Annotated in this window: 15 protein-coding genes and 1 pseudogene; 7 read left to right on the top strand and 9 right to left on the bottom strand. The window is 39.4% G+C overall.

What is annotated here, in order from left to right; genetic code table 11:
• Positions 1-193 precede the first annotated feature (193 nt).
• From H5186_RS05160 to H5186_RS05140, 5 genes are all read left to right on the top strand, one after another.
• Complete coding sequence (locus H5186_RS05160) at positions 194-373, top strand: hypothetical protein (protein ID WP_182719308.1); 180 nt, start codon at positions 194-196, stop codon at positions 371-373.
• Between the two features lie 98 nt (positions 374-471).
• The gene (locus H5186_RS05155; protein ID WP_257325145.1) at positions 472-837 is read left to right on the top strand and encodes a hypothetical protein; all 366 of its coding nucleotides are present in this window, start codon (positions 472-474) and stop codon (positions 835-837) included.
• An 8-nt stretch (positions 838-845) separates the two neighbouring features.
• Entirely contained in the window at positions 846-2,222 is a 1,377-nt protein-coding gene (locus H5186_RS05150) for a lyase family protein (protein WP_149983353.1), read from the top strand.
• A 117-nt stretch (positions 2,223-2,339) separates the two neighbouring features.
• Entirely contained in the window at positions 2,340-2,816 is a 477-nt protein-coding gene (locus H5186_RS05145; protein ID WP_145242708.1) for a hypothetical protein, read from the top strand.
• A gap of 11 nt (positions 2,817-2,827) precedes the next feature.
• Positions 2,828-3,226, top strand: coding sequence for a hypothetical protein (locus H5186_RS05140; RefSeq protein ID WP_145242706.1), 399 nt, complete (start codon positions 2,828-2,830; stop codon positions 3,224-3,226).
• 19 nt (positions 3,227-3,245) lie between these two features.
• On the opposite strand, the gene H5186_RS05135 is transcribed toward H5186_RS05140, so the two are convergent.
• The 8 genes from H5186_RS05135 to H5186_RS05100 all read right to left on the bottom strand — a co-directional run bounded on the left by H5186_RS05135 (position 3,246) and on the right by H5186_RS05100 (position 9,324).
• A complete protein-coding gene (locus tag H5186_RS05135; RefSeq protein WP_145242705.1) occupies positions 3,246-3,431 on the bottom strand; it encodes a hypothetical protein in 186 nt (61 codons plus the stop codon).
• Between the two features lie 63 nt (positions 3,432-3,494).
• Positions 3,495-3,812, bottom strand: coding sequence for a hypothetical protein (locus tag H5186_RS05130; RefSeq protein ID WP_145242704.1), 318 nt, complete (start codon positions 3,810-3,812; stop codon positions 3,495-3,497).
• On the bottom strand, positions 3,809-4,447 hold the full coding sequence (locus tag H5186_RS05125) for a hypothetical protein (RefSeq protein ID WP_182719304.1): 639 nt from the start codon (positions 4,445-4,447) through the stop codon (positions 3,809-3,811). The genes H5186_RS05130 and H5186_RS05125 overlap by 4 nt, the downstream gene beginning before the upstream one ends.
• A gap of 65 nt (positions 4,448-4,512) precedes the next feature.
• On the bottom strand, positions 4,513-5,205 hold the full coding sequence (locus H5186_RS05120; RefSeq protein WP_145242702.1) for a PspA/IM30 family protein: 693 nt from the start codon (positions 5,203-5,205) through the stop codon (positions 4,513-4,515).
• A 30-nt stretch (positions 5,206-5,235) separates the two neighbouring features.
• On the bottom strand, positions 5,236-5,649 hold the full coding sequence (locus H5186_RS05115; RefSeq protein WP_145242701.1) for a YjfI family protein: 414 nt from the start codon (positions 5,647-5,649) through the stop codon (positions 5,236-5,238).
• A gap of 79 nt (positions 5,650-5,728) precedes the next feature.
• A complete protein-coding gene (locus H5186_RS05110; protein WP_182794213.1) occupies positions 5,729-7,450 on the bottom strand; it encodes a polyamine aminopropyltransferase in 1,722 nt (573 codons plus the stop codon).
• A 3-nt stretch (positions 7,451-7,453) separates the two neighbouring features.
• Positions 7,454-8,353, bottom strand: coding sequence for a DUF350 domain-containing protein (locus tag H5186_RS05105; RefSeq protein ID WP_182719302.1), 900 nt, complete (start codon positions 8,351-8,353; stop codon positions 7,454-7,456).
• A 38-nt stretch (positions 8,354-8,391) separates the two neighbouring features.
• A complete protein-coding gene (locus H5186_RS05100; RefSeq protein WP_182794212.1) occupies positions 8,392-9,324 on the bottom strand; it encodes a CHAD domain-containing protein in 933 nt (310 codons plus the stop codon).
• Positions 9,325-9,766: 442 nt separating this feature from the next.
• Here H5186_RS05100 and H5186_RS05095 point away from each other — a divergent pair, with 442 nt between their 5' ends.
• Positions 9,767-10,135, top strand: a complete 369-nt coding sequence (locus H5186_RS05095) for a hypothetical protein (RefSeq protein WP_182740657.1) — start codon at positions 9,767-9,769, stop codon at positions 10,133-10,135.
• A gap of 61 nt (positions 10,136-10,196) precedes the next feature.
• Complete coding sequence (locus tag H5186_RS05090) at positions 10,197-11,549, top strand: hypothetical protein (RefSeq protein ID WP_182794211.1); 1,353 nt, start codon at positions 10,197-10,199, stop codon at positions 11,547-11,549.
• A 179-nt stretch (positions 11,550-11,728) separates the two neighbouring features.
• On the opposite strand, the pseudogene H5186_RS05085 reads toward H5186_RS05090, so the two are convergent.
• Positions 11,729-11,908, bottom strand: a pseudogene (locus tag H5186_RS05085) (IS630 family transposase); the annotation flags it as partial.

Raw genomic sequence — 11,908 nt, 5'->3', positions numbered from 1 at the left:
TTTCCAAGCATCTCAATACAGATGCACCAAGATTGGTAAAGTATGCCCATTAGTAAAGCAAATCTTGCAACAGATGTCGCTATTAAATAATTAATTTTATATAAAAACTATATAATTCAAAGTAATAAAAAAAATATTGAGCATGGTATGAGTTATGCATTTATCTAATTGAATCAACCAAACGGAGAAGATTATGTATATATCACCTTATACCGCCCTAGACGCTGCAATTGCGGCAAGTGAAAAACCAGTAACAGATAAAATAGGCTGTGATGAACGTGCCACTGTAATTGATTTACTATCGCAAACAAATCAACAAAATCAGGCGTTAAAACATGAAACAGACCAAATATTTATTCTTGGCTACAATTAAAAAACTCACCTTCCGCCAATATTTACAATTTGTGACTTGCACCGAAACCGATTAACTGTAATGATAATAATTACCATTACAGTTAATCGGTTTTTCTTATGCATGAACATCACGCTATGCTTTATTATCAACAGCAAATGAAATGTATTTGCCCGCGACCAGGGCTACATGCGCCAGCTTTAGTGGCAAATTACATTGAAGCTGGCCTGAGTGCTGCACGTCATTACGAAAAAAACCACAGTCTATTGCTGCAAGAACTCTATCTAAGACGCACTTTCCATGAAATCCTCAACAAAATGTGCGACTCTTTAGTCCATTGTGCAATTCGCAAACAATGTTTAGAGCAACTTTATAAACCGTTACTGGCATTAAAGCGCTTTTATAGAAGTCATAATAGTATCAAGAAATACCTGATACTAGAGCGTGAAGCCCGTATTCTCAGTCACGAATTTAACCCTTTCTAGGAGTTTTCATGAGCGAATTTAGAACCGAATCAGATAGTATGGGCGAATTACAAGTCCCTACAGATGCACTTTATCAAGCGCAAACTCAACGTGCTGTAAATAACTTTCGCATTAGCGATTTAGTAATGCCAAAACAGTTTATTACCGCTCTTGCTTATATCAAACAGGCCGCAGCGCAAAGCAACTACGAGCTAGGTCATCTCAGTAAAAATAAAGCACAGTTAATCGAGCGCGCATGCCAAGAGATCATTGATGGCGAACATTTAGAACACTTCCCTATTGATATATTTCAAACAGGGTCAGGTACTAGCACTAATATGAATGCTAATGAGGTGATTGCAACTTTAGCAAGTCGTTATGGTGATGAGGTTATCCATCCCAACGACGACGTAAACATGGGGCAAAGCTCTAACGACGTGATCCCTACCACTATTGCTGTAAGCAGTGTAATTAACGTGGTGTATGAACTATTTCCGGCGCTGGATCAGCTATCCCAAACGTTGGAGCGCAAAAAGTCAGAAATAGGTGAAATCGTAAAAACGGGTCGAACTCATTTGATGGATGCTATGCCAGTGACATTTGCGCAAACTCTAGGGTCTTGGCAACACCAAGTTGATAGTGCAATGGCAGGGATCCGCTATAGCCTTGAAGGGGTATCTGCTTTAGCGCAAGGAGGCACAGCCGTTGGTACTGGTATAAATGCCGATCCCCTGTTTGCTGAGCAATTTTGTAAAAATCTCAGTGCCAACGTCGGTGTACGCTTTGTGCCAAGCAAGAACTTTTTTTATAACATAGGTTCGCAAGACACCATTGTCGCTTTATCAGGGCAGCTAAAAGTGCTCGCTGTTGCACAAATGAAGATAGCAAACGACCTACGTTGGATGAATTCAGGTCCACTAGCTGGCCTTGGTGAAATCGAACTTGAAGCTTTACAACCCGGTTCATCAATTATGCCCGGTAAAGTAAATCCTGTGATCCCTGAAGCGGCAGCCATGGTTAGTGCACAAGTGATTGGTAATGACGCAACTATTACTGTTGCAGGTCAATCAGGTAACTTCGAACTCAATGTAATGTTACCTGTAATAGCTTACAATATTTTGCAAAGTATTGAGTTACTGGCAAATAGTAGTCAAGCATTAGCTGATAAAGCGATTCGATCCTTTAAAGTGAAACACACCAATATCGACAAAGCACTCGCCAAAAACCCCATATTAGTGACCGCGCTTAATCCAGTCATTGGTTATGCTAAAGCAGCTAAAATTGCCAAACAAGCATATCAAGATGGCCGTCCAATTCTTGATGTTGCTGAGCAAGAAACTGACCTATCACGTAGTGAGCTGGAAACTTTACTCAATCCCGCAAAATTAACCCAAGGCGGGCTATAAAAATATTAAACCCGTCCTTAGCGTCGGGTTTAACCTTTGAATGCCATAGTTTTTATTGCTGTGTTATCTGCAAAGTGTATGATGGTGGTTACTTGTTCACCACTATGAAGGTTTATCATGCGCTTATTTATTATCGCGCTTCTACTGCCGTTATGTTTATCGGCTTGTTCTGATGCTGCGACCCCGAATAACAACCAACTTAGCCCGGCTCCTGCAGCGCTAGTTAAAAATAATCAAGCGACTAAGTTAAATCCGCAAACAGAAGTTCCGGCAACAAGAGATAACATTAAAAAGGTCCACCAGCAATTACAGACACAAATTGCAGATCTAAACTGCGATAACAGCTCTCAATGTAAAGTATTACCGGTTGGTAGCCGTGCGTGCGGCGGCCCTAGTAGCTATATTGTTTACTCTAATAAAACGGCCAATGAGCAAGCCGTTGAAAAGTTAACTCAGCAGATCACCAGCCTTGAAAGCCAATTTAATGCACAGAACAAGATGATCAGTATTTGTCAGCACCTGACGGCCCCTGCGGCTCAGTGTATTGAAAATAAATGTGTTAAACTAGAAAGCTCTGCGACAAGTGTTTATTAAGGGAAACCAATATGAGTCGTTCATCATATTCTAAATTTTTAGTAACAACAGCCAGTTTGCTGATCCTCAGTGGTTGTGTCAGCACTTCTGACTCAACACCAGCAAACGGCAATACAAATGTATCTAAATTAAATAGCGCATTGGCTGAGTTGGTGCAAGATAATAGCTGTACCGCGAGTTTTCAATGTAAGGTGCTTGAAGTAGGCCAACGCGCCTGTGGTGGTCCAAGCCGCTATGTAGTGTACTCAACCTTGCACACACAACAAGAAAATGCAGAACAGTTAGCGGATCAAATTACTCAGCAAGAAACTGCCGATAATAAAACCAATGGTTTAAATGATTGTTTACCGGTTTTACCTGTGCAAGCATTATGTATTGATCAGCAATGCCAGTCGTTTGAGCTAAAATAGTCGCTCTGCTGCAACCGCGCTATACCAATAATGGGATCAGCGCGGAAATTACCACGACCGCCACAATACAAATCCCTGCTTTAAAAATAAAATGCATCGGCATCTGCTTTTTAACCCAATAGGCATAAATAAACCGTAAGAAATAACTCGCTGCCGTGCCAAACAAAGCAAAAATTAGTAGATAGGCGATTAAAATAATATTCACAACAACTCATTATTTGATAATTTAAGCCCTAAGTGTAAGGGCTTAATAATCAGAAGGCAAAACCTAGCGTTTACTAGTTCGAGCAATCAGTAACTCAGCAACTTGCTGTTTTACTGCCCGCTTATCATCTGGGGCAACGCCAAAGCGTTCAGCAAGTAATGCTATTTCTTCATCATTAAGGTTAAATGATAAACGTTGACGCGTTTTTTTTGATTTAACCTCAAGTGATAAAATTTTGCGGATCATATCGGATGGCGTTAGCTCTTGATCAATGGCTTGCTTTTTTATCGATTTTTGCACTTCACTGCTAAGATCAAACGCCATTTGCGTGGCTCTTACAGCCTGCTCCTGACGTAACCATTTATCTTTTGCATTACTCACTGCGCATCTCCAGGGAACAGATCAACAATGTCTGTGATTGGTCGGGTTAAAGTGAGTGATACTTCAGTTTCTCCACCATCCCAAATCTCAATGTTTAAACCATGGCTTCCATCGCTCGACTCAAGGCAAATCATTTCGCATGGTTCGCCACCTTCTTGCTCATAGCGTGGTAATGGCTGGCTACGATAATCTTTATTATGAAAATAACACACAAATGGTGATTCACTTTGTTGATAGCTTTTAGCTAAAAACTGCATGTAACGCTCTGGTGTATTTTTCACTTCTATGTAGGTTAAATCATCTTCGTCAAAGATGCGCGCAAACTCATCCAGTGTGAAGATTTCATCCACTTCATCACGTTGGATTTTGATTGAAAAATTCGCCCACTCTTCACCATCGCTGCGCTCTATTTGCAAAAAAACCACCTTGCCAGCATCACTTTCAAGTACTAGCTCATAATCTGCACTGTGCTGATATTGATAAGTTTGCACATCGGTAACGCGCAATGTTTGGCCTTTTAGCCAACTTGGGTAAGCAAACGAATCAATCACTGTGAACATATCACCTTTTTTAAGTTCACTAGGGTGATTTAATTGGCGTTCAGGGGCTTTTTTAGACTTAAAGAAGTTAAACATAGACTGCCTCATAAGCAAAAAAGGTAACTTATAATAAGTTACCTTTTAATAATCGTAATTGCGCGTTAGCCGTTTTGCTTCGCTTTAATACGCGCTAAGATATCTGCACTTTTTGGATTGCTATCACCAATTCCAGCTTCAGCCATTTTAGCTTTAAGATCATCGCCATTAGTGTCAGCTTCAAGTACTTTAGCAGCACCAAGCTGGTCACTACGATCTTGTTGACGTTGCTTGATACGCTCAAGTGATTGGCGTGCATTCGTCATCGACGAGCTATTAGTATTAAGTGTGCTATTTACTGCCATTGTTGCTTGTTGCACGCTTTCAGTGGTTTTAACCATAGTAAGCTGACGTTGGTTTTCTTTGATCGATTTTTCAGCATCTTTTACTTGCTGCTTCAACGTTACAATGTGATTGCTAAAACCAGCTAACACTTGATCATGCTCTGCTTTTTCAGCTTCAAAGTCGCCAATTTTCTCAGCAATTTCTAGCGCTAACGGTTCATTACCTTTTTCAAGTGCTTGACCTGCATACGCTTCGTGCTCAGCAATTGAGGCATCTAATGCGCTAATCTTACGCTTCGTTTGCATTTCTTTAGCCATCACTTCAGTTAGGCTTTTTTTAGCACGCTGCAGCGCGTTTTGCGCATCAGCAATTTCTTGTTCAAAGATACGAATCCCATTCGCGTCAACAATTGCTTCGCCCGCTTCACGCGCGCCGCCACGTACTGCTGTAAATAACTTTTTTAAAATACTCATAATCTTAACTCCACTTAAAATAGCTAGCTGTTAATCGTTTAAATAAATGGTTACCGCTTCTAATGCATCGATGGCATTATCAGCTAAAGTAACTAGCTCATGGGTAATATCATCAAACGATGAATTAACCGACAAAGCACCAAAGATCGCATATTTATCATCAATCTTCGCAAATGCACTCAGCGGGATTGGTACATTCAAACGTAATAAGGTTTCATTCAACTCATCACGTAGTTCAGGCTTCACTTCCTCATCAGCGAACAAATAGCTAATACATAACAGCTGCTCTTGTGTCTGAGTAACAAAAATAGGAAGCTCATCATTGCCATCTACTATGACTTGCAACACATCTTGCTCGCCTGGATTGGCAATCAAGAAAGACTCAAAGTTAGCGCCTTCAGTTTCAAAAGATGCTAGTTTTATTGAAAGTTCATTTAATTCCATGTCTCTGCCTTTTGTCATTTGACATATTATGTCTGAGTTAAGATTCGCATGGTCGACATATTATGTCAACCATGATTTATTAATTTTTATACAATTCGCTTTCTATCTGCCATGCACTACGATAATAATCATATAAATTACCTGAGCCTAATTGATTGACTTCAATATCATTTATTTGTTCAAAATAATGATTGGGGAATACGAATGCTGCCAATAAATATTTTTTACTGATCCATCTAGAAGCAACTGGTAAGCTTGTTATATCGCTAATTCTCGCACTTGCAGATTGACCTGTGGTGGTTGCAATCGTCCATCCCCATTGTCCAAATGATGGAATATTTTGCTGGTATTGCTCAACATGCTTAAAACCTGCCGCTTTGACTGTTTTACCAATACTTAAAAATGCTTTTTTAGCATGATAAGGCGAAGTTGACTGCACAGCCATTGCACCATCTGCGGCTAGTAATTGACGGATATGATTATAAAAATAGTCACTGTACATTTTATTTAAATCGGGATGATTCGGATCAGGTAAGTCAATAATGATGGTATCAAAACGCTTACCTTCATCAAGTAACCGCTCTACTTCAAGAAAAGCATCACCCACTTTAATATGCGATCGAGGATCAGCCATTGAGTGCTTATTAAGTTTAGTTAAGCGCTCATGAATAGCTGCCGGAGGATTAAATTCATCGTCATCATGACCAAATAAACTAAGTAACTGGGCATCTAAATCAATTAAGGTGACTTCTTTAACAGGCCACTTCAATACGTCTCTTAGTGCTAACCCATCACCACCGCCTATAATCAATACATTATCGTGACGGTTCGAGGCTAATAATGGCGGATACACTAACATTGAATGATAAATTTGTTCATCAATGCTAGAAAACTGTAAGCGGCCGTTTAAGTAAAGATCGGTAATTGGATCGGGTTGATTGCGGCTCAATCGCTCGGTTAACACTAGATGCTGATACTTCGTCGCTTCAGAATAAATAACTTTATCCTTATAAAGCACATTACTTAAATCTTTCATCCAGCTACTACCAAGCATTAAAATAAAACCAAATAACACCAGTAAAGCGATATGACATACCAGTAATAGTTTGGCGTAACGGACATAGCTATGATAACGCCATAAGAATGCCAAACCTGCGATAATATTAAATAGCGCAGTCCATGCCGCAGCCTGCATGATTGGCATAGCCAACATAATGCTAACCCAAATAGCCGCTCCAATACCTGCACCTATATAGTCGGCACCGTAGATCGTGCCTGCATTATTTTCTAAGAAACGACCATAAACATGCTGACGTATGCGAGCGATAAGTGGAATTTCCATACCGATTAATAGACCTAACAATAAGCCAAATACATAAGGTAGGAATCGTGACCACTCTTGGAGTTTTTGAAAAACATAGCCGTTAAGAATTACATCAGCTGGTAGATTAAAAATGTCAGAAAAAATATGCGGTAAAGAATAACTAACAGCAATAACGCTGGCTATAGCTAAGATACAACCCATACCAACAAGTGCAATAAGACTTTCAAGCCAAGCAAAAGCGGTAAAGGCATCCTTAAACCAACGCGCTAAAAAAGCCCCTATACCCATTGCTACGATCATAGTGCCTATCATCGCATAAATAGCGCTCTCTACAGAGCCTAAAACTCGTCCGGCATAATGAGATAGCAGATATTCATAAATAAGGCCACACCCAGCGAGTATGGCCATAACAGTAATTAATAAAAAATCATGCCCAAGTAAGGAGTACTTACTTGGGCTTTGCTTAGAATGTGACAAGTTTTACGCGCCTAATAGAGTTGCCATGGTAATACCCACAGCAAACGAGATTGCCGCTGAAATAGTTGCTACACCCACATTTTTTTGACGGTTCACTTCGTCTGATATATCGCAACCTGAAAGGATAATTTTAATCGTAATTAAATGCAGTACGATAAATGCAATTAAACTAATCAAAGCGCTAATCGCCCAGAAAATCAAGCTGGTGTTAATGCTATCTGCAGCATAAGGCGCGATACCTGAAGCCGCAGTAAGCGCAAGCGCGCTACCGATTAAAAAGCCAGCATAGCGAATACCAACAGCCAAGTTACCGTCAACAATTGCTTGTTGTAGGCAATCTCCACTTCGGTTAGTACGCTTAAATAGTTGTACGCGATACTGGCTCACGAGCAATAACGCAATGCTACCAATAATAAACGCTGCTATAACGATTGGTAAACCATGCCAGCCTTCTGTAGCCACCCAAAATAGCGCTGAGCGAATCACGATTGCCACACTCACAACATGGCCAAAATCAATCACCGCGGCAGTTACATTACCCTTCACTATTTCATCATGTAAGCTGACTTTGCGCAGTGCCACTTTATCTTGAAAAAAGTGCCCAAGCTTTATTAGCACAATAGCTAACAAACCATAAGCTGCCATTTGCAATGCTTCTTGCTGTAAGCTCACTGCAAATGCACCACTGCTTACACCCGTCAGCACAATTGCTAAAGCAACTAAGCCAGCAGCAAAGCTAATACCAAACGCAAAATTATCACGCTCAGTGATCTCATCATTGGCATGTAAGTTAGATACCCAACCTTTGATATATTTAAGGCTCACAAACAGTGCAATAATAATCGCAAAATCAATCGCGATTGCTTGTAGTGACCACATAGTTATTCCATTAAATTCGTACATATTCTTTAAACTCCAACACTAAATCTTTAAATAGCCGTTTACTTACCGCGACTGACACCGCGAGAGGTTCTATTATTGCTGTTTCTGACCGATCCCGAGTCTTTACTATAGCTACTGGTTTTGGAGTAACTACTGCGACTTTTTGGTGGTGTATAACTGCTACGACTTAACCCAGAAGCCCCGGTTTTTTTAGATGCATAAGGGCTTGTGAATTGCTTACCTTGGCGTTGATACGATTGCTTAGTACGTGTTTCAACGGCGGTTTGTGCTTTAATTTGCTTAGGGCTAGAATAACGCGCACGACCATAATCATTATAATAACTATACTTACGGCGCTTGCTCCAACTACCATATTCAACACGATCAAATACATCACCTAAAATGCGGTACATGCCATACCACTGCCAAAAGCTGATACCGCTACTGTTAGTTTGCCAATTACCATAATTAGGATTGCCGACTAACTGGTTGCCTTCACCAACCTCTTCAGCCTGCTGACTGATTGCACCGACACGCGCAAGCGAGCCACCCGACATATCAGCAAGCATGTTAATAGGATCGGTCAAAGCATCCGAAAATAAAGCGGGCTTTGCAGCATCTCGCAACAAATCAATATTTTGCAGTGTTTCATCGTAAGGAGGAATAAGGTAAGTACTTTTGATATCAGCTAAGCGTTGTTGCAAACCTGAGTAAAGCGGGCCTTTTCGAGTTGCATCTTGCACGAGCACGCCAGCAATTTTAGCTAGCTCTGGCTTTTCATTGCTAAGTATACGGCCATATTCGCTTAATAAAGCGGCATTACGAATTGAGCCGTTATCTAAGGCACTACCAAGTCCTGCTAACTCAACTTCAGCTTTAGCTATAGATTGTTTAATTGTTTCTTGTAACTGCTCTTCTTTCGATTGACAGCCCATAAGTAAGCTTACCAAACAAAATAAACTGATAAGTTTCCAAGCTTTTATATTCGACATTCATGTCACCTGATTTACTAAATTAACCCAGCTAGTTTTACACAGCTCAGAAAGTAAACCAAGGAGGAAATTGCAACAAGATAATATTTTCTAAAGGTCAAAGGCTATGCTTTACTGCACTCAACTTTTAATTAGCTAGATGACAGCTACAGTCTCGACACGGGATCCCCATTCATAGTCGACAAACTCCCACACAAACATGAAGCGCTCAGCTCTTCTGCTTTATAAGCATAAGATCAGCGAGTAAACCTAGTAATAGTTTTTGTAATTTAGTTGGGTGCCCTCTCATTTGAATTTAAAAAAGTGATCATTTAATAATGGATACTTAAACGTACAAATATCCATTACATAGTATGGCCTAGCTAACCAGATTGAATAATTTGTTCTTATTACATTGACAATGTTGCCTCATTAAAATAATGTAAAAAAGGTACAAAGCAGGATGCTAGTATTAAGCTCTGCCGGTGGTCTGTCATCATCTCTATTTTCTATATTACATGGCGATTTAAGAGATATTCCACTTGAGAGTAAAACAGGTAAAATTACTGGGATTAATTACACATCTGCAAATTACCCAGATTCTTTTGGCGAGATTGTTGAATTGTGCTTTTATCGAGCATATAACAACAATCCCATTAAGTGCGAACCAATTGTGCCAAACTCTACTGGAGAGGTAACAGTATTTAATGGTGAGAGCTTCAAACCAGGTATTCAAGTATCAATTGTTCATAGAGTTGAAGCAACTGGTACTTTCCATTATTCAACACCAAATAGAATAGAAAGTATAACTTTTAACTACACAACTAACTAATTAACACCTTAGACTCCAAATTTAATCAAAGGAGTCTATTTTCGTTTAGAGGGTCAATAGTATGGATATACCTGATATCAAGAGAAGTTTGTTAAATGCGAGAAAAGCTTTTCCTCAGCCACAATCTGACCCCAAAAAAAGTAAGGATATAGAAATACATGCATCGGTTTCTTCATTATCGTCGAAATTAAGTAAGGCCAAAAGCTCTATTGATATTTCTAAATTAAGTCAGCAAAATTTATCTCTACATAAGGAAATACTCTCTTCAAATGCAAAAATAAATAGTGATGAGGTTGCCACAGCAAAATGGGAATTTGAACATTTATCCAAATCAAAACTTGAGACGATAGCATTAGACACAAGTAATACATTTAGCAGCTCAGAGAGGGTAGCTGCATATGAAAGATGGCACACACTTGATCAGCAAAACCTATCAAACCTAAAACGAGACAGCCTTAAATACGAAAGTAACGTTACCGCACTAGCATCATTTGAAGAATTACTATTATCTCATCTGAACTCTTTTTCTTCTTTTAGTAAAGCGATGGTTTCCGATGAATATAGCTCGCAAGTAACATCACAGTTCGAGTCTATTTTAGATGAACGGGATTTAGAAAAAAGCAAAAATATAAGCCGGTCTGAGCATTATTATGAAGCTATGGTGACGGATATTTTTGGTGGTACTGAATCAGAAATTTTAAGCGGCGCTGATGGGATGTCCTTATCTAACTTAATGCGAAGTTCTTATGAATTTTTGACACAAGGAGATAGAGAGTTATTAGCTGATATCTATGAATATGCTGATAATAATAATATAGATTTTAAGTATATCCGTCAGTTTGCCAGTGATCTTGGTGGTTACAGAATGCATGACGATGGGAAGATACTTAATAATTTTAATAATGGACACTTCAACGGTGAAGGATACCAGCTTGCGGTCAGCTTTACGGATAAAGATCAAGCTACGATAAATAATATTCTTGATAGTCAGAAAAAATTATCTTCATCTGATATAGATGAGGGTTTCATTTCGTTTATGACTGAACCAGGTTTAAGTGCATTGTCTCATAGGGGTAGTTACCAATTTCTACAACATATGATAGAAATAAAAGCGGGAATAGTGCCAAGATTTTCGGCTGAAAAATTTAAGGCTTTTGAAGATTCTTCTAAGGTTGATGATCGGTATGTTATTATTACTTCAGATAAGCAGCTCCTCAGACCAGAACCTGATGTTATTTGTAAAAATGGCACCTGTGAAGTAACCGAAAAAGGTCTTAAAAACAATGTTACTTTGGAGGAAAATAAAGGCAATCCAATATTAGATCTTAAATCTAACTCAATAAGCTCCCTGTTAGAACTCAGAGTGAACAATACAACCGAAAATAACACTCTATTTCAATGGCTTGCTGATTGAAGTCGAATTTATTTTAACAACCTTCTAGGCTAATACCAAACACATTTCGGATGCGACGCGCTATGGAGAGCACGCTGTGGTCATAGTTGATCACGCAAGCTGGCACATGGGCAATGTTGATGAAGGCATTAAAAATGTCTCTGTGATACCTTGCCTCCTTATACCAATCTGCATAAAGATTAAGTCAATTTTATCCAGTCTCTAGAGCATATGCTTTTAACCGTATCAGGAACAGAAATGAATTTATTCCACGCTTGCGAAACCTGTTCGACTATTTCTTCATAACCACTAAACACACGATTAGATAAACAGTGTTGCCGTATCCAACTCCATACTTGCTCTATTGGATTTAACTCCGG

Source organism: Pseudoalteromonas sp. SG41-2 (assembly GCF_014164535.1).
Classification (GTDB): domain Bacteria; phylum Pseudomonadota; class Gammaproteobacteria; order Enterobacterales; family Alteromonadaceae; genus Pseudoalteromonas; species Pseudoalteromonas rhizosphaerae.
This window is presented reverse-complemented; position numbering and strand designations above follow the sequence as displayed.

What these genes read in the sequence shown, in the direction of transcription:
- H5186_RS05115 (WP_145242701.1), bottom strand. Translation starts at nt 5,649, where the DNA reads ATGGAATTAAATGAACTTTCAATAAAACTAGCATCTTTTGAAACTGAA.
- H5186_RS05150 (WP_149983353.1), top strand. Translation starts at nt 846, where the DNA reads ATGAGCGAATTTAGAACCGAATCAGATAGTATGGGCGAATTACAAGTC.
- H5186_RS05120 (WP_145242702.1), bottom strand. Translation starts at nt 5,205, where the DNA reads ATGAGTATTTTAAAAAAGTTATTTACAGCAGTACGTGGCGGCGCGCGT.
- H5186_RS05105 (WP_182719302.1), bottom strand. Translation starts at nt 8,353, where the DNA reads ATGTACGAATTTAATGGAATAACTATGTGGTCACTACAAGCAATCGCG.
- H5186_RS05140 (WP_145242706.1), top strand. Translation starts at nt 2,828, where the DNA reads ATGAGTCGTTCATCATATTCTAAATTTTTAGTAACAACAGCCAGTTTG.
- H5186_RS05145 (WP_145242708.1), top strand. Translation starts at nt 2,340, where the DNA reads ATGCGCTTATTTATTATCGCGCTTCTACTGCCGTTATGTTTATCGGCT.
- H5186_RS05160 (WP_182719308.1), top strand. Translation starts at nt 194, where the DNA reads ATGTATATATCACCTTATACCGCCCTAGACGCTGCAATTGCGGCAAGT.
- H5186_RS05095 (WP_182740657.1), top strand. Translation starts at nt 9,767, where the DNA reads ATGCTAGTATTAAGCTCTGCCGGTGGTCTGTCATCATCTCTATTTTCT.
- H5186_RS05155 (WP_257325145.1), top strand. Translation starts at nt 472, where the DNA reads ATGCATGAACATCACGCTATGCTTTATTATCAACAGCAAATGAAATGT.
- H5186_RS05090 (WP_182794211.1), top strand. Translation starts at nt 10,197, where the DNA reads ATGGATATACCTGATATCAAGAGAAGTTTGTTAAATGCGAGAAAAGCT.
- H5186_RS05100 (WP_182794212.1), bottom strand. Translation starts at nt 9,324, where the DNA reads ATGTCGAATATAAAAGCTTGGAAACTTATCAGTTTATTTTGTTTGGTA.
- H5186_RS05125 (WP_182719304.1), bottom strand. Translation starts at nt 4,447, where the DNA reads ATGTTTAACTTCTTTAAGTCTAAAAAAGCCCCTGAACGCCAATTAAAT.